Genomic DNA, 23030 nt, shown 5'->3' on the forward strand with positions numbered 1-23030 from the left:
ATGGCCAATACCCGAGAGATACAGAGCCGGATGAAAAGTATACAGGACACCATGAAAATCACCAACGCCATGTATACCATCTCCTCCTCAAAATTAAAAAAGGCCAGAAAAACGCTGACGGACACGGAACCGTACTTCTACTCCCTGCAGCAGATGATCAGCCGTATCCTGCGCCACATCCCCGAGATGGATAACCCTTATTTCGACGCCCGCCCTCAGATCAAACCTGAGGACCGCAAGATCGGCTACATCGTGGTCTCCGCCGACAAAGGGCTGGCCGGCGCCTACAACCACAACGTGTTCAAACTGGTGGAGGAACAGCTGGAAAAGCCGGGCACGCCCCTGCTCTTCGTGGTGGGCGTCCTGGGACGCCAGTATTTCGCCAAAAAGGGCATTCCCGTGGAGGAACAGTTCCACTACACGGTGCAGAACCCCAACATGAGCCGGGCGCGCATCATCAGTGAAATGATTCTGGACTACTATCTGACCGGCAAGCTGGACGAGGTGCACATCATCTACACCCGCATGGTGAACGCCATGAAAATGGAAGCGGAGATGGAGCAGCTTCTGCCCTTAAAGCGGCTGAGCTTTTCCGTTCCGGCCAACGTGCCGTTGGAGGAGATCAACTTAAAGCCCTCGGCGGACGCGGTGATTAACAGCATCGTTCCCATCTATTGTTCCGGCTTTATCTACGGCAGCCTGGTGGAATCCTACTCCTGCGAGCAGAATTCCCGTATGCTGGCCATGCAGACGGCCACGGACAGCGCCAAAAAGATGCTCTCCGAGCTGTCCATCGCCTACAACCGCGCCAGACAGGCGGCCATCACCCAGGAGATCACCGAGGTGATCAGCGGCGCCCGGGCCCAGAAGAACAAGAAATAGCCGCAAAACCCGGCTGCCGGCGACGGCTGCCGAACACGCAATATCCACAAGGAGGTTATCATCGACCTATGAATAAAGGTAAGATCGTACAGGTGTTAGGACCTGTGGTAGATGTATTGTTTGAACATAACAACCTCCCGGACATAAAAGATGCCCTTGAAGTCGACAACGCCGGAAAGCGCTGTGTGATGGAGGTAGCCCAGCATATCGGCAACGACACGGTCCGCTGCATCATGCTGGCCTCCAGCGAAGGCCTGTACCGCGGCATGGAAGTCATTGCCACAGGTTCAGGAATCAAGGTGCCCGTGGGCGACGCCACCCTGGGCCGTCTGTTCAATGTCCTGGGAGAAACCATCGACGGCGGAGATTCCCTGACGGATTCGCCGCAGTGGGAGATCCACCGCGAACCGCCGGCTTTCGAGGATCAGAGTCCGGTGGTGGAGATGCTGGAGACGGGAATCAAGGTCATCGACCTTCTGGCTCCCTACGCCAAGGGCGGTAAAATCGGCCTGTTCGGCGGCGCCGGCGTAGGCAAAACCGTACTCATTCAGGAGCTGATCAGCAATATCGCCACCGAGCACGGCGGTTACTCCATTTTCACCGGCGTGGGCGAGCGCTCCCGCGAGGGAAACGACCTCTGGACCGAGATGAAGGAATCCGGCGTTCTGGAGAAAACGGCCCTGGTGTTCGGTCAGATGAACGAGCCGCCGGGGTCCCGTATGCGCGTGGCAGAGACCGGACTGACCATGGCGGAGTATTTCCGGGATGAGGAGCATCAGAACGTGCTGCTGTTCATCGACAACATTTTCCGTTTCGTCCAGGCCGGCTCCGAGGTATCCGCGCTGTTGGGCCGCATGCCCTCCGCCGTGGGTTACCAGCCCACCCTGGCCACCGAGATGGGCCAGCTTCAGGAGCGCATCACCTCCACCAAAAACGGCTCCGTCACCAGCGTCCAGGCGGTATACGTTCCCGCCGACGACCTGACCGACCCGGCTCCGGCCACCACCTTCGCCCATCTGGACGCCACCACGGTGCTGTCCCGAAAGATCATGGAGCAGGGAATCTACCCGGCGGTGGACCCGCTGGAATCCAACTCCCGTATCCTGGAAGCCGAGGTGGTGGGCCAGGAACACTACGAAACAGCCCGCCAGGTCCAGCAGATTCTCCAGAAATACAAGGAGCTGCAGGACATCATCGCCATCCTGGGCATGGAGGAACTGTCCGAGGAGGACAAAACCACCGTAAACCGCGCCAGAAAGATCCAGCGTTTCCTGTCCCAGCCCTTCCACGTGGCTGAGAACTTCACCGGCGTGCCCGGCGTCTACGTGCCTGTCAAGGAGACGATCCGCGGCTTCAAGGCTATCATCGACGGCCAGATGGACCAGTATCCCGAGGCCGCGTTCTTCAACGTGGGCACCATCGACGATGTGGTGAAAAAGGCCGGGGAGCTGGAACAGAGCGCCGCCAAATAAGGAGTGAGGCTTGTGAACACATTTTACCTGAACATTACCGCAAGCGACAAGGTATTTTACGCAGACCACTGCAAGGCCCTGGTCATCCCGCTGGCGGACGGCGAGAAGGAAGTCCTTCCCCACCACGAGAACATGATCATCGCCATCTCCACCGGCGAGATGCGGCTTCAGAAGCCGGACGGCCAGTGGCTGCACGCGGTGGTTGGAAACGGGTTTATCCAGATTATGAACAACCGCGTGAAGATGCTGGTGGACACCGCCGAGCTGCCCGAGGACATCGACCTAAGGCGCGCCCAGGAGGCGAAGGAGCGGGCCGAGGAGCAGCTCCGCCAGAAGCAGAGCATCGTGGAGCACTCCCACTCCGAGGCCTCACTGGCCCGCGCGCTGACCCGCCTGCGCATCAAAGAAAAATACGTGTAGAACGACTTTACTTGTTAAAAGGCTTCCGATGGGCTATAATCCCAAGTTTGACAGTTTAGAATGTTGAAAACCCTTAGAAACGTCGTATTTATGCCGTTTCTGAGGGCTTTTCTTTTTGAAAAAAGGGAGTAATGGATTCTTATTCTTTTGAATGTCTGCAGATACCCTTTATGGTACGTTTCTTTATCAATTCATAGTCAGTACGGAACCCGGCGTACTCATGCAACGCATCCGTAAGCTTTGTACGTGTGTAAGATGGGATATATCCTTCGTTTCCTATGCTTGTTACCCTCATTTTTCTGAGTGTCGAAATAATCTCATCACAAGTGAACTGGCTGTCTAGTTTGCGTTCCAGAATCCGGTAGATTAAAAGCGCGATAAAACATGTCGTAAAGTGAGCTTTGATCCTGTCATCCCGTTTTAGGTAAACCGGCCTGGCCTCGAATTCTGATTTCATGATCCGGAAAGATTCTTCGATTTCCCACCGCCCTTGATTTACTGCTGCGATTTCGGAAGGGTCATCGTCGAGATTCGTATAGACGGCATAGAAGCCGTCATACTGGGCTTCTTCCTGTACGGCGTCCTGATCAATTTCGTAAATTTTATTTGCAGCGCATTCACCATATGCGGTGATCGATGTTTTCTTTATGAATCTGCGGTAATCATTCTGGCTATGCTTATCAATCCTTTTCGGCTCGGTATCAATTGCTTTTATCGCTCTTAAAATCTGCTGATTTCGGATCTGTTGTTGATAGTTCCTGTATTTCAGGGAATAGGTCACGATCAGAGTCTGATCGAAATCAATATCACGTTTCCCGTCATTTCCTTCCACATACAGCTGCTTGTAGAATAGCTTGCTGCGGTTTTTAGCGGTGTCTTCGAGCCTGCTGATATCATAGGTATCCAGGCTGTCTTTCAGATGCCATCCGGTGGGCTCCAGACACCATTGGCGCAAATCTTTTTTGAGCTTTTTAATGGACTGCGTTGTTATGAAACAGCGGCCGCCAAAGTTGTTGAATTTCCGGTTGCGTTCAGAAGACAATCCAGCATCCGTACAGACGATAAATTTTGAAAGCGAGAAATCTCTCAGGATCTGTTCTTCCAATGGGATCAGAGTAGTCTGTTCATTGGTATTGCCTGGATGGATACAAAAGGCAAGGGGGATCCCACTTCGATCAATGAAAAGTCCCATCTCGACGATAGGGCTCGGGCGATGTTCCTTGCTCGGACCGTATTGTTTCAGGCCTTCCTGACATTCCGTTTCAAAAAAGTAATTGGTACAGTCATAGTACAGGACTCCGGTCTGCCGTTTGACCAGCCGCCGGCTTGCTTCATACAGTTCCGCCTGGATGGAATCGGATTCGTTTGCAATGACAGACAGGGCACGATAAATCTGATGCAGTTCAAAAGCCGGTGGTTCGAGCAAATCGGAGGACTGCTCATAGCAGGAGAGTTTTGAAGACGGATTGAGGATCCTCTCATATACAAGACGTGAAAGGATGGAATCAAGGTCATAGGAAAACGAATATTCTTTTGAAATCTTTCTACAGATGTTTGGCAGGCGAAGATCATAGTAGATCTTCTGAAGGAAAAGGTAACCAACGTTATAGGAATTCTGCTTATCGAAAGGAATGAGAATATCCGTCCGCAGCGGAACAAGGACTTTATGCTGCTTTTCAGCTTCGGCCTGATTGAGCTCGTCCAGATGCGCCTTAGCCCATTTATTGGCATCTGTACAATGATATTTTTCCATGATTTCCCGTTCAGTTCCAAGGCGTTCCACAACTTCTGAGGAGCGTTTGCCGTCGCGGCGGACAGAGCGGATGATGTAGTAGCTTATTCCATTTTTGGTTTTATTTGTAGTCAATCGCATGGCAGACTCCTTAAGAGAGATGGTATAATCGTATTATATCATATATTACGCTATTACGCACTAAAAACTTTCTGAATTTGACAAAAAAATAAGCAGCCATAAGGCTTGCAAGATTTTCAGGTGTCAAACTCCCGAGCACTCCCACTCCGAGGCCTCACTGGCCCGCGCGCTGACCCGCCTGCGCATCAAAGAAAAATACGTGTAGAACGACTTTACTTGTTAAAAGGCTTCCGATGGGCTATAATAAAGGATGTTTTTAGTACATCCCCCAAAGGAGGCCTTTTTTCATATGAAAATTGTACACAGACTGCTGGGGATTCTCATCGCGTTCTGCCTGATGTGGATCCTGTTCATAACCTCGATCCAGGCCGTGGTCTACTGGAATCCCGGATATTTTGAGAAAGAGTACACAAAATATCAGGTTCTGGACGATCTTCCCCCCATGACCATGGAAGATCTTCTGGATGTGACCGACGAGATGATGGATTACTTAAAAGGTGACCGCGCCGATCTGCACGTGACCACCACCATGGGCGGGGAGACCCGCGAGTTCTTCAACGACCGCGAAATCGCGCATATGGAGGACGTGCGCGACCTGTTCCTCGGGGCGATTTTTCTGCGCCGCGTGTGCCTTGTCGTTGCCGTTGCCTGCCTGGCGCTTCTGTTCGGCTTAAAAGCCAATGTCCGCCGTGTGCTGCCCCCGGCCCTCTGCCTGGGCACCGGGCTGTTCTTCGGCATCCTGGCGGTTCTGGCGGCTATCATATCCACAGACTTCTCCAAATACTTCGTCGTTTTCCACCACATCTTCTTTAAAAATGACCTGTGGATTCTCAATCCGGAAACGGACATGCTGATCAATATTGTCCCCGAAGGCTTTTTCCTGGACACCGCCGCGCGTATTGCGGGTCTGTACGGAGCGCTGGTGCTGGTCCTCTTCGGCGTCAGCCTGTTCCTGTCGCTGCGCGGCAGGGGGAAAAAATAACACCTTTTTATCTTTACTTGGGTTCGGAAATCTTTTATACTATAAGGTGACTCTTTCCGCCCCTCTCAGTGATTTCATGGACAGGAGAACCGAATATAATGAAGCGATTATTTGCGCTGTGCCTGGCTTTCGCCCTGTGCGCCGTGCCGATGACCGCCTGGGCGGCCCCAGCCTGGCCGTCCGGCGTGACAATCCAGGCGGACGGCGGCATTGTCATGGAGGCCGGCACCGGAACCGTTTTATACGGCAAAAATATGGATCACCCCTACTATCCCGCCAGTATTACCAAGATACTGACGGCTTTAATCGTGATTGAATCCTGCGATTTAAACGAGATCGTCACCTTCTCCCACGATGCGGTTTACAACGTGGAGGAGGACAGCAGTTCCGCGGGCATCGACGAGGGGGATCAGCTGACCGTGCGCGACTGCCTGTACGCCCTGTTACTAGCCTCGGCCAACGAGAGCGCCAACGCCCTGGCGGAGCACGTCAGCGGCACCCGCGAGGCATTTGCGGACCTGATGAACCAGCGGGCCGCCAGCCTGGGCTGCACCGGAAGCCATTTCGCCAATCCCAGCGGACTCAACGACGAAAACCACTACACCACCGCCCACGACATGGCAAGAATCGCCCAGGCGGCCATTCAAAACCCAACCTTTGTAGAAATCTGCAGTTCCCGCACCTACCGTCTCCCCAATATGAAACGCGCCCCAGTTGAGAAATATCCCGACGGTTTTCCCATTGCCAACCATCACAAAATGTGGAACCGCAACGATGCCGCCTACTATAACGGGGCCTTTTGCGGAAAAACAGGATACACCTCCCTGGCGGGCAACACCCTGGTCACCTGCGCCAAACGCGGAGATATGACGCTGATCGCCGTGGTGTTAAACGGCCATCTGACCCATTACACGGACACCAAGGCCATGCTGGACTTCGGATTCGGGAATTTCCAGTCCCTCAAAATCTCGGAGTTTGAGACCACCTACACCTCCTTGGACAACGATATGACCATCGCGGGTATGACGGCAAAGGATACCATTTCCCTGGATCTGGATGAGGACAGCCGGATCGTGATCCCCAAGAGCGCAGGCTTCTCCGACGCGGTGCCTCATCTCTCCTACACCCTGGACCGGAACGCCCCCTCCAACGCCATCGCCCAGGTCAACTATACCTACGGCGACCAGCCGGTAGGCCGCTCCTATCTGCTCCTCGAAGGAGTCGGAGGCGCGGACGGCAGCGGGCAGGCGGCGGACGGCACCGGCACCGATGGCGGACAGGCGGCGGGCGGATCAAATGGAAACAGCGGCAGCCAGTCGACGGACGGCTCTAATGGCAACGGCAGCAACAGCGGCCTGGCAGCAGACGGTTCCAACGCCAACAACGCCGGCCCCGCCCCAGACGGCTCTAACGCCAACAACGCCATCCCCTCCCCCGACGGCTCTAACGCCAACAGCGCCAGCCCCGCCTCAGACGGTTCTAACGCCGACAGCGGCTCCGGCGCTTCCGGCCTGATCCCCCCCGGCGGCGGTGGCGGCAAACCGGGCGGCGGCTCACCCAACACCGCCACCAGCTTCAAGATCCCCTCCAACCTCGCCGCCGTGCTGGGAATCGCCGCCTCCTTTGCCGTGATCACGGCCATCATCGTGGCGGTCAAGCTCTACGTGCGCAGGCGGCAGGAAGCCATGGCGCTGCAGAGACGGCAGCGCAGAATCCAGCGCCTGGAGGATATCGGCTACTCAACCGCGGAGTTTGAGCGGATTATGGAGCAGTACCGTTCCTCCACCACTTCCTCCTACACGCCGCCCGGAAAACGGAGCAGGCGGAAGCGTTTTCCCTTCCGGAGGTCGTAATTATCATTGAACTTGCTCTTTCGATAGAGTATAATGGCTTTGTATATACCGATTTTAATGGAGCGAACGGTCATGTCCACACCAAAAGGCTTCCGCCTGGGAGCTCACATTTGTCATGTAATACGCCAGCTGCCGGTCACTGCGATGATTCTGGCCATGGCGACCCTGATCTCCACGGTGTTTTTTCACTTCAGCAACAATGTGATTAACATCTCGCTGATCTTCATTGTGGCGATTGTATTTATCGCGCGCGCCACGAACTGCTATACCGTGGGAATCCTGGCATCCCTCTACGGCGTTTTCTGGGTGAACTTCGCTTACACCTTCCCCTATATGACGCTGGATTTCACACTGTCCGGGTACCCCATCACCTTCATCGGAATGGCCCTGATCTCCACCCTTGTCAGCAGTATGACCATACACGAGGCCAAGCAAAACCAACTGCTCCAGGAAAAGGACCACATGCTGATGGAAGCGGAAAAGGAGACCATGCGCGCCAATCTGCTGCGTGCGATCTCCCATGATCTTCGGACGCCTTTAACCACCATCCTGGGCACCAGCAGCACGCTGATGGAGCACGGAGAAAACCTCTCCTGCGCCGAGCGCAGAAAAATGGCTCAGAACATCTACTCCGACGCGGACTGGCTCCTGCACATGGTGGAGAATCTGCTGTCCATCACCCGCATCCAGGACGAACGCGGCGTGGCCCACGTGACAAAGTCGGAGGAGCCCGTGGAGGAAGTGGTTTCCGAGGCCGTCCAGCGGTTCCGCAGGCGGTTTCCGGATGCATTGGTCACCGTCAGCGTACCCGAGGAGTTCATCGTCATTCCCATGGACGCCACGCTCATCGAACAGGTCATCAACAATCTGCTGGAAAATGCCTACTATCACGCCGGCAGCGACCTCCCCATCGAGCTCTCCGTGACGCTCAATGGGCCAGACGCCGCATTCACGGTCAAAGATCACGGAAAGGGGATTGATCCCCAGCTTTTGGGAACCATGTTTGAGGGCGGTACCCTCAAGCGCGGTACCGGCACGGACGCCCACAAGGGCATGGGCATCGGCCTGTCCATCTGCCGCACCATCATAGCGGCCCACAACGGGCAGATATCCGCGGGAAACCATGAAGACGGCGCGGAATTCACATTTATATTACCAGATTGGAGAAAAGACTATGGAGCCTAAATCCACAATTATCATCATCGAGGACGAAAAGAACATCTGCAGTTTTATTGAGACTATTCTGGAAGCCCACGGATACGTTACCTCCACGGCAACCAACGGGAATGATGGAATTGCACTGATCGCGTCCACCAAACCCAGCGTGGTCCTTCTGGATCTGGGCCTTCCGGATATTGACGGCCTGGAGGTAATCCGCAGAGTGCGCCTCTGGAGCACCGTGCCCATCATCGTGATTTCCGCCAGAACGCAGGAGAAGAGCAAGGTTGCGGCCCTGGACCAGGGTGCGGACGACTACCTGACCAAGCCCTTCGGCACCTCGGAACTGATGGCCCGCATCCGCACAGCCCTGCGCCACAGCCAGACAGGCGCCTCCGCCAAATCCCAGCCCCTCTACCATGTGGGCGATCTCATGATCGATTTTGAGCGGCGTCTGGTAAAGGTCAAGGATCAGGACGTGCATCTGACCCAGATCGAATACAAGCTTGTGTCCCTGCTGGCCCAGAACGCCGGCCGGGTGCTGACCTACGACTACATTATCAACGAAATCTGGGGCCCCTACGCGGACAGCAACAACCAGATCCTGCGCGTGAACATGGCCCATATCCGCCGTAAGCTGGAGGCAAATCCGGCCGAACCGCAGTACATATACACCGAGATCGGCGTGGGCTACCGCATGCGCGAGGAATAACCGCACCGCCCCATAACCGTCAAAAAGGCTGTTCCGCCCACAGGTTAACGACCTGTAAACGGAACAGCCTTTTTCGCATCTCAGGACTTGCCCTTCTGCTTCCGGGTGTGGTTGCGCACGCTGCGCCGCCTGCGCCCCTCTTCCTTCCTCTGCATAATCATATCTGCCTCTTCCTCCGTGGCGGACTTTATGGTCTTGACCACATAGGTGCCCCCGTACTCCGCTTTTTTGATCCGCAGCTTGCCCCGCATAAGCCCGTGTTCCGGGCAGGCTGCCAGGCCGTAGCAGAACCGCTGGCCGTAGGGGAACCAGCGCACCTTCTTGCGCAGCATGCGGTTGCAGTAGGGACAGACCATGTCGTTGACCGTCTTATCCTTCATGGCCTCCTCCCGGTTCTCAAAAGGCCGGGAAACATACTTGGCATAGTCGGGAAACCGGAGGGATATCTCCTCCTCCCTGCTCCGGGGCAGCCGGAAATAGTCCACGGAAATGTACGGCCGGACCTGCTCGAAGTCCATCACCGCCAGCACCCTGCCCGTGTAAAACGCGTCGGACAGCGCCCGGTGGAACGGCCGCTCCTGACGGATTCCCCGCTCCTGCACCGCCTGATCCAGCGGCGGCTTGTTCTTTCCATCCCCGTACTCCATACAGTAAAGCTTCTGCACGTCATAATAGAGCAGCGGCCGTGGAAATGGGATCGGTACCTTGAAATAATCCATGTTGCGCTGCAATTCCGTCAGATCCATGGATCCCCAGGTGCAAAAACAGTATTCCGTGCCGCACCAGTCCAAAAACTCCCGCATCACCTGCTTAAAGTTCTTTCCCCGGTGCTTCAGCTCCCCCATATCCATGTGGGTGACTTCCGATATCTTAAAATGCAGCTGTCTGTAAACCTGCGGCCGGATCAGCCGGTGGAACTCGCCCTTCTGGCGAAACGCCTCGTCCAGCTTAACCGCGCCGATTTCTATGATTTCAAATGGAAGATGCTCCACGGAGTCTTCTTTTCCGTTGGGGCTCTGGTTCCATTCGAGATCCAAAACAATGTAGTCCATTCTCTCATCCTGTCCAGTCTGTCTGTTATCCTTTTATCTTAACATATCAGACATGATCTGAAAAGGGGCATTTCCGGAGTCAGACCTGCTTTTCCCTTCCAGGCCTTTGTCCGCCATGGCACATGGAAGCGCCGCTGCAGCCCGCGCAGCCGCCCGAACAGCCGCAGCCCTTCCCCTCTCTCCTGTCCCGTATCATCTTACGGACCACCAAATACACCACTCCCGCCAGAATCAGCCCAATGATAACCGTCGATAAATTTTCCATTAAAAATGTCATATGTTCTCTCTCCTTCTCTCGAAGTTAGTTATTTCTAACTTTATCTATACTTAAATTAGCACCTTCCGGCTCTCCTGTCAATGGCAATCGTGAAAATTCCCCTCGAAGTTGACCCCATCCCACCCCCGGCATTTGAACTTTCCGCAAAAATATGTTACACTAGAGCATAATACCCATTTGAGGTTAATTAATTAATGTTTTGAGGGAGAGGTGGACTTTGAAGATACAGGAATCAGCAGAAAACTATTTGGAAACCATTCTGATGTTGAGCCAGGTAAAGCCCCATGTGCGCTCGATTGATATCGCCACAGAGCTGGAATTCTCCAAGCCCAGCGTCAGCGTGGCTATGAAAAATCTCCGTGAGAACGGCTACATCCTGGTGGACCCCAGCGGTTACATCACGCTGTCGGAAAGCGGGCGCGAGATCGCCGAGACCATGTACGAGCGCCACACGCTTCTGTCCAACTGGCTCATGTACCTAGGCGTGGACCGCAAGACCGCGGTGGAGGACGCCTGCCGCATGGAGCATATTCTCAGCGCCCCCACATTCGAGGCCATCAAGCAGCACATCATGACCGGCAAGGAATTACTGCCGGAAGAATAACCAACCCCAGACCCGAAAGGAGGCTATCACATGTTAAAGGATTTATTGCTTAACTGCCGTTCTTACCGCCGGTTCCATCAGGAGGTATCCATCCCCACCGAAGACCTGAAAGATATGGTGGACAACACCCGTCTGACCGCCAGCGCGTCCAACGCCCAGGCCCTGAAATTTAAGATCGTCAACACGCCTGCGGAGTGCGCCAAGGTATTTTCCACCGTCAAGTGGGCCGGAGCCCTGACCGACTGGGACGGTCCCGCCGAGGGAGAGCGCCCCAGCGCTTACATCATCATCGCCTGCGACCTGTCCCTGGGCAGGAACAAACAGTGGGACGACGGCATCGCCGCCCAGACCATCATGCTCAGCGCGGTGGAGAAGGGCTACGGCGGCTGCATGATCGGCAGCTTTAACCGCAGCGAACTGGCACAAGCGATGGACTTGGACCCCCAGTCCTATTCCCTGGATCTGGTGCTGGCCCTGGGTAAACCCGCGGAGACCGTGGTGCTGGCCCCGCTGAACGCCGACGGTTCCACCACCTATTACCGCGACAAGGACCAGGTGCATTACGTGCCCAAGCGTTGTCTGGAAGATATTCTCATCTGAGAATATTCCCATCTGCGCAGCGCCGGGTAACGCCGCGAACCGGCTTTAAACGCATTAAACGGCAAATGCCGGGAAGTTTTCCGCTTCCCGGCATATTTTTACGCCTCTTACCTTATTCCGCCTTCAAAGCCCTCATAGCGTTGATAATGGCGATCACCGACACACCCACGTCCGCAAATACCGCTTCCCACATATTGGCCGCGCCGAAAGCGCCCATGGCCAGCACAATGGCCTTAACGCCCAGGGCGAACGCGATATTCTGCTTCACGATCACCAGCGTCTTGCGGGAAATCCGCACCACGGAGGCGATCTTTCTGGGATCGTCGTCCATCAGCACCACATCCGCCGCCTCGATGGCCGCGTCCGAGCCCATGCTGCCCATGGCGATTCCGATATCCGCCCGGCTGAGCACCGGCGCGTCGTTGATACCGTCGCCCACAAAGGCCAGCTTTTCGCCCTTTCTCTGACGCGTCAACAGCTGTTCCACCTGCTCCACCTTGTCTTCCGGCAAAAGCTGGGCGTGAACCTCATCCAGTCCCAGCTGGGCGGCCACCGCCTCGCCCACCTCTTTCCGGTCGCCGGTGAGCATCACCGTCTTTCGGACGCCCACTTGCTTCAGCTCCCGGATAGCGTCCGCCGCCGACTCCTTGATGGTGTCAGCGATTACCACGGCCCCGGCATAAACGCCGTCCACCGCCACATAAACCACGGTGCCTACACTATGACACGCTTCGAAAGCAACCCCATTCTGCTTCATCAGCTTCTCATTGCCCGCCAGCACGGTCCTGCCGTCCACCACCGCCTCCAGGCCGTGGCCCGCGATCTCACGGTTGCCGGTGACGCGGCTCCGGTCCGGCTCCCTGCCCCAGGCATCCCTTATGGAGCGGGATATGGGGTGGTCCGAATAGCTCTCCGCGTAAGCCGCCAGCTCCAAAAGGTCCTCTTCGCCCATGGACACCGGCAGAATCTCCGTCACCTTGAACTCACCTTTGGTCAGAGTACCTGTCTTGTCAAATACAATCGTCGTCATGTCGGAGAGCGCTTCCAGGAAGTTGCTCCCCTTAACCAGCACGCCCTTCCTGGACGCCGCTCCGATTCCGCCGAAAAAGCTCATTGGCACGGAGATCACCAGCGCGCAGGGGCAGGAGATCACCAAAAAGGTGCAGGCCCGGCGCACGCCCTCCGCCCAGGACTGGCCCATCAGCAGGGGCGGAAGTACGGCAAGGATCACCGCGCCGATCACCACGGCAGGCGTGTAATAGCGGGCGAACTTGGTGATGAAATTCTCCACTTTGGCTTTCTTGCTGCTGGCGTTCTCCACCAGCTCCAGAATCTTGGCCACCGTGGAATCGTCAAACTCCCGGGTGACCTCCACCCGCAGAAGTCCGCTGCCGTTCACACAGCCGCTGATCACCTCGTCGCCCACAGACGCCCTGCGGGGCACCGGCTCGCCGGTCAGAGCCGAGGTGTCCACCATGGAATCGCCGAATACCACCTTGCCGTCCAGCGGAATGCGCTCACCGGCTTTCACCACGATCACGTCGCCCACCTGCACATCGTCCGGGTCCACCTGGCGCAGCACGCCGTCCTCCTCGATGTTGGCATACTCAGGGCAGATATCCATCAGATCCGAAATGGACTGGCGGGAGCGGTTCACCGCATAGCTCTGGAACAGTTCGCCCACCTGGTAGAACAGCATCACCGCCACCGCCTCGGAATATTCTCCCACTCCGAATGCGCCGAAGGTGGCCAGCGCCATCAGGAAATTCTCGTCAAATACCTGACCGTTGCGGATATTTCTCAACGCCTTGTAAATGATATCCCAGCCGATCAGCAGATACGGAATCAGGTACAATGCCAGCCAGGAAAGCGATCCCTTGGCTGCAAGCAGTTCCATATGCTCCGCCACCGCCAGCGGGATATAAATCATAAATGTCGCAACAATGCGAAACACCATGGCCTTTTGTTTCTTCGTCATAATTCGTTCCTCTCAAGCCTCCCAAGCTGCCTTACAGATTAATCACACAGTCCGGCTCCACTTTTTTGCACACTGCAACCACTTCCTGCATAATGCGGTCGAACTGATCCTCAGCCGCCTCAATGGTCATCTTCTGGGTCATAAAGCTCACGCTGGCGTTTTCAACGCCCTCAATCTTCCGGATGGCATCCTCCATCTTTGCCGCGCAGTTGGCGCAATCCAGGTCCGTCAGTTTAAACTTCTTCTTCATATCAATATCCTCCGCTTTTTAATTTATTTTATACACTCTGTCTATTCCTGAATGTGCTCCAGGCCCTGATTGATAATGGTCCGCACATGGCCGTCGGCCAGGGAATAAAACACCGCCTTACCCTCTCTGCGGCTCTTTACCAGCCGGTTCTGCTTCAGAATCCGCAGCTGGTGGGATATGGCGGACTGGTTCATATTGAGCAGCTGCGCGATATCGCAGACGCACATCTCCGCCTCAAATAACACATACAAAATCTTGATCCTGGTGGAATCCCCAAAAACCTTGAAAATCTCCGCCAGATCGTACAGCTCATCCTCGTCGGGCATCTTTTCCGTTACCGCCTTCACCACGTCCTCGTGCACCTGATAAAAATCACAACACTCCACGTCGTTGATCGCCATCGTAACCCCCCCTTCCTTTATCTTATAATTAGTTGGTTCGTCTGTTTATATTATCATATGAATGATTGTTCATATGTTTATATCTACATTATATACGGATTTTTCAAAATGTCAACAGTCAGTTTCTACATTTGCAAAAAAAATTGGCCGACAGGAGTCCCCTGCGGCCCAATGCACCCAATCAAATTCCAGACCGGAATCCGCCTCTGCAGCCCGGTCTGGAATTTGAACGTTTAATATTTACAAAATATGGAAATTCAAAACAGACAGTTGAGGAAATTTTCCCTCAGGTTGCCGCAATCCGCTATGCCGCCGCCATATGCTCAGATGCAATCCGCTTCATCGGCCGGACCGACAGCAGGCAAACTGCAATCGTCAGAAGATCCGCAGCCGGCTGGGCCAGATAAATCCCCGCCACGCCCATCTGGCGGGGCAGCAGCAGGATAAACGGCACGTACAGCAGCCCCTGGCGGATCATGGACAGAAACAGGCCGTACTTTGAAGCCCCAATGGTCTGGAAGGTAATGGTCATCATATAACAGAGCCCAAAAGCCGGATATAGGGCCACCTGGGAAACCAGCAGCTTGGCCCCGTAATCGATCACCGCCGGGTTGCGGTTAAACAGCCCGATCAGCGGCCGGCACAGCAGGATATAACAGGCTGCCACAAAAACTGTCAACACCAGGGAAGCGCGCAGGGCAAAACGCACGGACTCGTGAAAGCGCTCCTCCTTAGCGCCGCCGAACGAGAAGGACGCCACCGGCTGGTATCCCTGCATAAATCCCATCACCACATAACAGCCGATCAGAATCAGCCTCTGCACCACCCCATAGGCGGCGATAATCAAATCCGCATCCGCCATGGGTTTGGCGGCAATGTTGGTCAGGGACGTGGCCACGGCCAGGCAGATCTGGATGACTGCCGTCGGTATCCCGATCAGCGTGACCTCCTTCACCAGCTTCCAATCCGGCCTAAAATAAGCGCGTTTGATCTTGATCATGGAATGGCCGCACAGATAGAATCAGGCCAGGATCAAAAAGGTGACAAACTGCGAAACTGTGGTAGCCAGGGATGCGCCGCCTACCCCCAGCCCCAGCCCCAGTCGAACATGAAAACCGGATCCAGAACCACGTTTAACACCGCTCCCGTAATCACGGCCACAGAGGAGATTCGGACCGACGATTCCGCTCTCGCCGCACAGTTCATACTCTGGGCCGGGAGATTCGCCAGCGCCGCCACAAACATCCAAAATGCATATTCTTTCGCCTGTGGCAGCACTGCCTCCGAAGCCCCGAAGGCCGTTAACAGCGGTTCCATAAACAGCATTCCACCGATACACAGGCCCAAGCCGATGAACATCGAAATCCCCACCACAGTGGTCACCGTTCTCCCCGCGCCGTCCCGGTCCCCCGCCCCCAGCTGCCGTCCGGCCAGCACAGCCGCTCCGGCGGCAAAAATATTTTCAATACTCACCATGATCAACAGCAGGGGAAGCGTCACACCCACGGCGGCCAGCGCGACATCCGAATCCAGCATGCCGATGTAAGCCGTGTCCACAATATTGTATACCGCCTTGGCTAATAAGGCCAGGGTTGCCGGAATGGCCAGACTGGTGATGGCCCTGGACGGCTTCATCTCCCCTAAAACGGATTCCTGGCTGTTCTGTCTGTTTTTCACTGCTGCGCCTCCTCTCTCTCCGTCACCCCATAAAGCAGGATTTCCAGCGCCCGGTGGCAATCCGTCTCATGCTTCTGAATATCAACCTCCCCGGCTCCCGCCATCTGATATCTGGCATTCAAAAAATCCTGATATTGCAGAAACGTATCAACCGCCTCCCAGCGGGAAATCTCCGGCCGCAACTTCATCCCCGCCAGAATCTGCATCAGAATCTCAATATTCAGCGCGTCAAACCCCACTTTCCGCTCTCCCACAGCCGTTTTCAAATGAGCGGGCGGCAGAATCACCGCATCGCAGAAGATCCGCTGATATAACGGATTTTTCTGAAAAAACTCCATTCTGGCATTAAAATACAGTTCCAGACACTCCTGCGCTCCCCGGCCTCTCTGCGGCATGGCCTCCCGCAGGTACTCCGTCAACCGGTGAAAACAATCCTCCACGCATGCCAGATACAGATCGTCCTTCGTCTCAAAATAATGGTAGATAATCCCCTTGGATATCCCCTCCGCGCTGCAAATCGCATTGACCGAGCTGGCTCCGTACCCCTGCCGGGCAAACTCCTGCAAGGCGCTGTCCATAATCCGCTGTCTGGTCTGCCGGTTCTTCTCTTCCCGTTTCATAGAATCACTCTCCAATAATTGACCACATGGTCTATTTTAGTAGTCAGTATACTCCAAACAGACCATGTGGTCAATTATTTTATTCTAAAAAAACCATAAACAATCCTACGGCAAAGACCAGACCAGCCCGTTTATCCCTGAATTTCAAACTCCGGCTGACCTTCTGAACCGGGCGCAATCTCATATTTTTCGAAAACAATCACCGGATGGTCCGCTGCATTGATATAAAACCGGACATGATCAGAAATACCGGTAAATCCGCCCTGCTCAGGCGTCCAGAACGTTACATCGGTCCGCTTCTTCATCTGTTCGCGAATACTCGTATTTACTATGTCGGCGTAATCATCCCCCAAAAGATCCTTCAGCGTCACCAGATTTCCACTCTTTAAATCAATGTTATAATACATCGTCTCCCCATAAGCGGATGACCAGCTCTCACTGCCGGACACCATCAGAGACAGGTAATTCTCAGTCTGAGACTTAATCTCATACCAGACGCGGATCTCAAGCTTATGAGCCGCCCACTCCTCCTGCGTACCGCCGGTATCCAGAAACGCCTGCCGGTATTCCATTGCACGCTTCTTCGCCACACCGGCGTATTGCTCACAAAGCTGGTGAATCTGGCGGTTGACAGAGTCCGGCGCCTGACCTGTGGAATCCGCAATCATCTCCACGCTGGGAATTTCCACGGAAAGTTTGATATCATCTTCCTCCTGTTCGTAGGATCGGAAGGTTAAAACCCTTGCAATCTCCCCGATCACCGGAATCGCGCTCACGCTCTTGGCAAACACCGTGCTGGTATTTAGCGCAGTGGTAAACACAACCACCGCAGCTGCCGCGGCCATCATCCCTTTTTTCAAACCGTTTTTGCGACTCAGCGCGGCTGCCCTGCGCTCATCCGCCCGTTTTTTCTCAGACCGTTCAATCGCTTCCTGCACACGCGCGGAAAGCTCCTTGGGAATCGGGATCTCATCATAGCGTTTCTTGCTGTCGTTCAACTGCCTCATCACTCCACCTCCTGTACAATCTGTTTTAACAGCTTTAGGCCCCGGTACAGCTTTGCCTTTACCGTATTTAAGTTGAGTTCCATTACCTGGGAAATCTCCTTCAGCGACAATTCCTCATAGAAGCGCAGTCTGATAATCTTTTGGACATCCTCCTCCAACCGGTCAATCTGCGCCTCCAGATCATCCTCCGCCTCATATCGTTTTTCATAATAAGGAATCTGTTCATCGTAATCTTCGCCGGACAAAACCTCCCGTTTCCGCCTGTTCAAAAAATGAACGCTTTCATTCACGAGGATGCGGTAAAACCAGGTCTTAACCGCCTCCTCGTTTCTCAACGATTCATAATGATCCAGCGCTTTACACACTGAGTTCTGCACCACATCCAGCGCATCGTCCTTATTTTTAACGTAGCTGAACGCCAACCGGTAAAACTTCTCCTGGTTTTCAACAATATGGGTTACAATTTTATCGTACAGATCCTTTTTCATCAGGCGCCCTTCCCTCTCTGTTTTCCAGTAGGATTTTCATCTTCTGATCTATAGATTATTTCATATGGCCAAAAGTTGCAAATTCGATTATTTATCATCCCCATTTTCCAAAAAATGAGCAATCGCCCGCAGGCTGCACCAACGGCCCATTGCATTCAAACACTCGCCCGCAGGCTGCACCAGCCGCCCATTGCATCCAAAAAAGCGCCCGGCGGAATCTCTTCCGCCAGGCGCTGTACCGTTTTACATATGTCCGCCACAGGTATGGCCGTTTCCATGGCAGCTGTGGTGCTCGCCGCCCTCGTGATGGTGATTGCACATGGTGTCCGGATTGTAGTCCAGGCAGCCCTTCAGCAGCGCATCCACCGCCGCGTCCGCATCTCCGGTCACGCCGGGATAAAGCTCGATGCCCGCCTGAGCCAGAGCCATTCTGGCGCCGCCGCCGATTCCGCCGCAGATCAGCGTATCCACGCCGTGCCTTCTCAGAAATCCCGCCAGCGCTTCATGGCCATCGCCGCCTGTGCCCACCACCTCGGACGAAACCACCGCATTGTCCGCAATCTCGTAAATCTTGAAAGCCTCACAGTGCCCAAAGTGCTGGAATACCTCTTGATTCTCATATGTTACCGCAATTTTCATTCTGACATCCTCCTGATTTGTTTTCACAGCGGCGGGCGTGGCATTGGCGTTTTCCGCAGTTCCGGCCGCAGCACTGGGCTGCATTGGGGCAGATCTGGTAGTTTCCTCCCCGAATCTCCAATCCCCTTCCGTTGACAATACAGTCGGCGATCTTCCTGCGCGCTGTATTGTAAACCGCCTGAACCGTGGTCCTGGCAACCCCCATCTGCACGGCGCACTCCTCCTGGGTGCATTCCAGCAGATCGATCAGCCGGATTGTCTCATATTCCTCCAGCGTCAGCTCCACCTTGCCGTCGGTCTCTTGATCCAGAGGACCGAAAACCTCCACGGATGGTTTCGCACAGACTCGTTTTGCTTTACAGGGACGCGCCATGTTCATTCTCCTCGCAGCTATTTTTGACTTATGTCATAAATTATAGCGCAGTTAATGACATATGTCAATATCAAATCAGACTTCCGGCCCAGATGATCCAGATATCGTTTCAGAACCGGATTCTTTGACAGACTCCGCCACCGTTTCCCGGCCGGCTCCATCCTCCGCCGCCTGGCACCGCGCCCGCTCCTTAATCAAAAATACGCTGAGCAGTTTTGCGACAAAGGCCAGCAAATGAATCTGCTCCTCCGTCCAGATCCGGATCATGGCGCAATCCTCAAACACAATGGCCCCCCGGTAAATTCCCCGGTCGGATATCTCACACTGAAGCATGGACTTTGTCCCCCGCCGCTCAAAATACCGGCGCATGGGTTCCTTCAGAGCGGAAATATCCGGGCAATGCCAGACGCCGCCATCGTCGAACTCAGCGTGTACCGCCCGGATCAGCCGCCCGTCACATTTCCTCTGCTCCCGGCCGCTCCTGGACTCCACGCCCTCATTGCACCACTCGAATGCGTTGCTGATCAGACCGCCATCCGGCGACAACTCATAGATAGAGGCGCGGCTGACCGCGAACTGGCGTCCCAGCATATCCAATATGTGTTGCACCGCCTTTTGGATGTCATCCGCGTCGCAGAGCAGACGGAACACCTGCTCCATCACATCGCCGGTGACAATATCCGTGGTCTCCCTGGGGTCGATGGTGGTATTGGCCGTCCTGTAACTCCCGTTCCCGTCAAACAGGCGGCTCATCTGCTCCTGATCATACAGTGCGAACCGGTCCTTGCCCTTTGCCTTGGAGTAGTACAGCGCCATATCCCCCCGCTGGAATAGTTCGTCGAATGTGGTTCCATTTTCCGGGCAGCGGGCGATGCCGATGCTGCAGGAAACATTGCACTGAATCACATTTTGCCGGAAAAGCCCACCGACTCCGTCCCGGATCGTCATCGCCCGTCTCTCGGCAGCCGCGGGATCCGGCATGCCCCGCACAAACACCAGAAACTCGTCCCCGCCGATCCGGGCGATCAGGTCCTGGCCCCGGAACACTTCCCGCAGCTTCGCGGAAATGGCCTGCAGCACCGTGTCGCCGAACATATGCCCGTGGCCGTCGTTGATCTGCTTAAAATTGTCCACGTCAATGATATAGACCACCGCGGACTCATCTTTTGGCCGCCTCTGAAGATAGTCCTCCATCTTCCGGCGGACCGCGCTCTTGTTATACAGACCGGTCAGCTCGTCGCGGTCCGCCTTGTCAATCAGCGCCTGGGCCGCCCGCTTCTCCTCGTCGATGTCCGTCATCACGCCCACCGCTTTGTAAGTATTTCCCATATCGTCGAACTGGGTCGAGGTGCGGATCTTGCACCAGCGGTAACGGCCCTTTGCGTCCGCCAGGCGGAACTGCGCTTCCCCGTACACCTGCCCGGCCCTGATCCGCTTCACCAGCTTATCGATCATGGGCATATCTTCCGGATGTATGTGGGACACCTGCACCATCCGCTTGCTGGCCTGCTCCGTGATGGGTACATAGCCGAACTTTTCCACCCAGTTGGGCGAGTAGGAGAGCTGATCTTTTCCGATATCCCACTCGAAAATCACGTCGTTGGTCTGGTCCATAATGATCTTATGGCGTTCCAGCGTCAGCCGCAGCTCATCCTGGGCCTTCTTCGACCTGGTAATATCGATCAGAATGCTGAACAGGGACTCCTTTCCGTCCTCACCCACCGTCAGCTGGCTCTTATCCAGCACCCACACAATCCGCTGGTCCCGGGCCACCACCCGGTATTCCAGCTCCACCGTGCTGCCGGACTGCAGCTGTTCCTTAGTCTGGCGCAGAACCTCCTCGCGGTCGGCCGGATAAATGAGATTGAGGAAACGGTTCTGGAACTTGCTTCGCAGCTCCTGGTCCCCATATCCCAGCATTTGCATAAATCCCTCGTTCACCTGCACCAGGGTGAACCAGCGGTCATTGAGACACTGCTGGATCCCTCCCACCAGATTGTGAAGCAGACCGGTTCCGGCCGGCTCCATCACCTTAAGCGGGGCCGCGCTCTCCGTCTCCGGCTGCCAGATCACCAGCGCGCTGCACTGATGCGGCTGTCCGCAGTCGATCCGCAGCAGCGTAATCTGACACCAGCGGTATTTCTCCGTCAGAGGATTAAACACGCGGAAGCGGTAGCTGCGGCGTGTGAGCCCGTTTTCGAAAAATGCTTCCATATACCGGCCAGAAAGCTTTTTCACCAGCCCACGGTCATCCGGGTGCACCAGCGCATCCGCAAAATTCGCCACCGACTCCGCAAAACTGCTGCCGGAGCGCAGCAGCTCAAAGGCACTGTCCGGCATATAGACCACATGGTAGACTCCATTGGTCATATCCACCTCCATGACCGTGGAATCCGTATATTTTAGCAGGGAAAAATACTTCATCTGCCCCATCTGAAGCGTATCCAGCGGGTCCTGTTCCCTGTGGTATCCGGCTCTCGTGGGATGGATGTAGTCCTTCCTGGCCGATGTCCCGTCCGCGTACTCCTGGGACAGGCGCTTAAACGGCTCCTGCACATTTTTCAGGCACTCCAAAAGTTTGGGCGAAAATGCCCCGCACTCTCCGTTTAAAATCATATTGACGGCCTGACCGGCCGGAAGGGCCTTCCGGTAAACCCGGTCTGTAGTCAAAGCGTCATAGCAGTCGGCGATCCCCACCACCTGAGCGCAGACCGGAATGCTGTCCCCCTTAAGCCCGTCGGGGTAGCCGGAACCATCCCACCGCTCGTGGTGATAACGGCAAATATTGTAGGCGTACTGCAAATACTCCTGATCGCTCATCCGGTCCAGGCCCGCCAGAATCTCGCAGCCTTTCACCGAATGGGTTTTCATGATCTCAAATTCCTCCGGCGTCAATCGTCCCGGCTTGTTGAGAATCGAGTCCGGAATCGCGATTTTACCGATGTCGTGCATGGACGATGCGCTGGCGATCATGTCAATGTTACGCTCATTCAGGCCGTACTCTGCATAACAGCGCGACACGTCCTCCAGCAGCACCTTGGCAAACATGCGGATCCGCTGGATATGCTGCCCGGTCTCCACGCTCCGGTACTCGATAATGGAGGACAGGGCGTCGATCATCACGGCGTTGGATTCCCGCAGCCTGGCCGCCTGTTCGGCGATCAGCTCCTCCTGGTTCAGCCGATGCAGGTTCAGCTCGATAATGTTCTGGATCCGCCGTTTGATCACATGGGGTTCAAAGGGCTTCTTCACGATATCGGAGGCCCCCAGGTCAAAGGCTCTGACCTCGTGTTCCACCGAATCCTCCGCCGTGATCACCACCACCGGAACATCTGTGAATTCCCCCCGTTCCCGCATCTCCTCCATCACCTGATACCCGTTCATAACCGGCATCATCAGGTCCAGCAGCAGAGCGGCAATCTGGCCGTGGTACGCCTCCAGCAACAGCAGCGCCTGTTCCCCGTTCTCCGCCTCCAGCAAATTGTACTGCGTCTCAAACACCCCGTGCAAAATCGCCCGGTTGACCTCCATATCATCCACAATCAGGATCGTATCCCGCTTCATCATATCTTATCTCCAGCCGCGATTAACTTGTTCCGCCAAATACCCTATCTACGATCTATCATACTCCAATACGTGGCGTAAAACAAGAACAAAGAGTTTGGCCGGCTGTCTCCTCCGCCCCATTGCACGGAACAAAGTGCCTTCGGCA

The 23030-nt window shown here is 55.1% G+C and carries 21 protein-coding genes and 1 pseudogene; 9 read left to right on the forward strand and 13 right to left on the reverse strand.

The window, feature by feature from the left end; translation table 11 throughout:
* The 3 genes from atpG to atpC all read left to right on the forward strand — a co-directional run bounded on the left by atpG (window position 1) and on the right by atpC (window position 2774).
* Window positions 1-882: an ATP synthase F1 subunit gamma gene (gene atpG, locus ACK2JC_RS12065; protein ID WP_007719763.1), complete on the forward strand. Its 882-nt coding sequence runs from the start codon at window positions 1-3 to the stop codon at window positions 880-882.
* Between the two features lie 68 nt (window positions 883-950).
* Window positions 951-2354, forward strand: a complete 1404-nt coding sequence (gene atpD, locus ACK2JC_RS12070) for a F0F1 ATP synthase subunit beta (protein ID WP_320937212.1) — start codon at window positions 951-953, stop codon at window positions 2352-2354.
* A 12-nt stretch (window positions 2355-2366) separates the two neighbouring features.
* Window positions 2367-2774, forward strand: a complete 408-nt coding sequence (gene atpC / locus ACK2JC_RS12075) for an ATP synthase F1 subunit epsilon (RefSeq protein WP_024737528.1) — start codon at window positions 2367-2369, stop codon at window positions 2772-2774.
* Window positions 2775-2913: 139 nt separating this feature from the next.
* Here the strand turns inward: atpC and ACK2JC_RS12080 are convergent, their stop codons facing one another.
* Window positions 2914-4647 carry an IS1634 family transposase gene (locus tag ACK2JC_RS12080; RefSeq protein WP_368275008.1) on the reverse strand — a complete coding sequence of 578 codons (1734 nt, stop codon included), beginning with the start codon at window positions 4645-4647 and terminating at the stop codon, window positions 2914-2916.
* 289 nt (window positions 4648-4936) lie between these two features.
* Between ACK2JC_RS12080 and ACK2JC_RS12085 the strand changes: the two genes are divergently transcribed.
* The 4 genes from ACK2JC_RS12085 (at window position 4937) to ACK2JC_RS12100 (ending at window position 9352) form a co-directional block, all read left to right on the forward strand.
* Entirely contained in the window at window positions 4937-5629 is a 693-nt protein-coding gene (locus ACK2JC_RS12085) for a TIGR01906 family membrane protein (protein WP_276951543.1), read from the forward strand.
* Between the two features lie 98 nt (window positions 5630-5727).
* Window positions 5728-7482, forward strand: a complete 1755-nt coding sequence (locus tag ACK2JC_RS12090) for a D-alanyl-D-alanine carboxypeptidase family protein (protein ID WP_320936145.1) — start codon at window positions 5728-5730, stop codon at window positions 7480-7482.
* Window positions 7483-7554: 72 nt separating this feature from the next.
* Entirely contained in the window at window positions 7555-8667 is a 1113-nt protein-coding gene (locus ACK2JC_RS12095) for an ATP-binding protein (protein WP_092371936.1), read from the forward strand.
* Window positions 8657-9352 carry a response regulator gene (locus ACK2JC_RS12100; protein ID WP_007719772.1) on the forward strand — a complete coding sequence of 232 codons (696 nt, stop codon included), beginning with the start codon at window positions 8657-8659 and terminating at the stop codon, window positions 9350-9352. The genes ACK2JC_RS12095 and ACK2JC_RS12100 overlap by 11 nt, the downstream gene beginning before the upstream one ends.
* Window positions 9353-9432: 80 nt before the next feature.
* Here the strand turns inward: ACK2JC_RS12100 and ACK2JC_RS12105 are convergent, their stop codons facing one another.
* Together ACK2JC_RS12105 and ACK2JC_RS12110 are read right to left on the reverse strand one after the other, a co-directional pair.
* Entirely contained in the window at window positions 9433-10404 is a 972-nt protein-coding gene (locus ACK2JC_RS12105; RefSeq protein ID WP_368272169.1) for an exonuclease domain-containing protein, read from the reverse strand.
* A 79-nt stretch (window positions 10405-10483) separates the two neighbouring features.
* A complete protein-coding gene (locus ACK2JC_RS12110) occupies window positions 10484-10681 on the reverse strand; it encodes a FeoB-associated Cys-rich membrane protein (RefSeq protein ID WP_024737524.1) in 198 nt (65 codons plus the stop codon).
* Window positions 10682-10898: 217 nt separating this feature from the next.
* On the opposite strand from ACK2JC_RS12110, the gene ACK2JC_RS12115 reads away from it, so the two are divergent.
* Together ACK2JC_RS12115 and ACK2JC_RS12120 are read left to right on the forward strand one after the other, a co-directional pair.
* Window positions 10899-11285: a metal-dependent transcriptional regulator gene (locus ACK2JC_RS12115; protein WP_118757423.1), complete on the forward strand. Its 387-nt coding sequence runs from the start codon at window positions 10899-10901 to the stop codon at window positions 11283-11285.
* Between the two features lie 30 nt (window positions 11286-11315).
* Window positions 11316-11885, forward strand: a complete 570-nt coding sequence (locus ACK2JC_RS12120; RefSeq protein ID WP_227167653.1) for a nitroreductase family protein — start codon at window positions 11316-11318, stop codon at window positions 11883-11885.
* A 112-nt stretch (window positions 11886-11997) separates the two neighbouring features.
* On the opposite strand, the gene ACK2JC_RS12125 is transcribed toward ACK2JC_RS12120, so the two are convergent.
* The 10 genes and pseudogenes from ACK2JC_RS12125 to ACK2JC_RS12170 form a co-directional block, all read right to left on the reverse strand.
* Window positions 11998-13863: a heavy metal translocating P-type ATPase gene (locus ACK2JC_RS12125; RefSeq protein WP_320936147.1), complete on the reverse strand. Its 1866-nt coding sequence runs from the start codon at window positions 13861-13863 to the stop codon at window positions 11998-12000.
* A gap of 31 nt (window positions 13864-13894) precedes the next feature.
* Window positions 13895-14113, reverse strand: a complete 219-nt coding sequence (locus tag ACK2JC_RS12130; protein ID WP_007719782.1) for a cation transporter — start codon at window positions 14111-14113, stop codon at window positions 13895-13897.
* Between the two features lie 41 nt (window positions 14114-14154).
* Window positions 14155-14514 carry an ArsR/SmtB family transcription factor gene (locus ACK2JC_RS12135; RefSeq protein WP_092371929.1) on the reverse strand — a complete coding sequence of 120 codons (360 nt, stop codon included), beginning with the start codon at window positions 14512-14514 and terminating at the stop codon, window positions 14155-14157.
* A gap of 304 nt (window positions 14515-14818) precedes the next feature.
* Window positions 14819-16149, reverse strand: a pseudogene (locus tag ACK2JC_RS12140) (MATE family efflux transporter).
* A gap of 38 nt (window positions 16150-16187) precedes the next feature.
* Window positions 16188-16811: a TetR/AcrR family transcriptional regulator gene (locus ACK2JC_RS12145; RefSeq protein WP_320936148.1), complete on the reverse strand. Its 624-nt coding sequence runs from the start codon at window positions 16809-16811 to the stop codon at window positions 16188-16190.
* 131 nt (window positions 16812-16942) lie between these two features.
* Window positions 16943-17818 (reverse strand): DUF3298 and DUF4163 domain-containing protein, encoded by an 876-nt coding sequence (locus ACK2JC_RS12150; protein WP_320936149.1) that lies wholly within the window; start codon window positions 17816-17818, stop codon window positions 16943-16945.
* Window positions 17818-18306, reverse strand: coding sequence for a sigma-70 family RNA polymerase sigma factor (locus ACK2JC_RS12155; RefSeq protein ID WP_007719792.1), 489 nt, complete (start codon window positions 18304-18306; stop codon window positions 17818-17820). Before ACK2JC_RS12155 ends, ACK2JC_RS12150 begins: the two co-directional genes overlap by 1 nt.
* 243 nt (window positions 18307-18549) lie before the next feature.
* Complete coding sequence (locus ACK2JC_RS12160) at window positions 18550-18945, reverse strand: NifB/NifX family molybdenum-iron cluster-binding protein (RefSeq protein ID WP_092371927.1); 396 nt, start codon at window positions 18943-18945, stop codon at window positions 18550-18552.
* Window positions 18923-19318, reverse strand: coding sequence for a DUF134 domain-containing protein (locus ACK2JC_RS12165; protein ID WP_092371925.1), 396 nt, complete (start codon window positions 19316-19318; stop codon window positions 18923-18925). Before ACK2JC_RS12165 ends, ACK2JC_RS12160 begins: the two co-directional genes overlap by 23 nt.
* A 75-nt stretch (window positions 19319-19393) precedes the next feature.
* The gene (locus tag ACK2JC_RS12170) at window positions 19394-22885 is read right to left on the reverse strand and encodes a diguanylate cyclase domain-containing protein (RefSeq protein WP_368272168.1); all 3492 of its coding nucleotides are present in this window, start codon (window positions 22883-22885) and stop codon (window positions 19394-19396) included.
* Between the last annotated feature and the right edge of the window lie 145 nt (window positions 22886-23030).

The sequence above is a fragment of the Enterocloster lavalensis genome (assembly GCF_046603895.1).
Taxonomy (GTDB): Bacteria; Bacillota; Clostridia; order Lachnospirales; family Lachnospiraceae; genus Enterocloster; species Enterocloster lavalensis.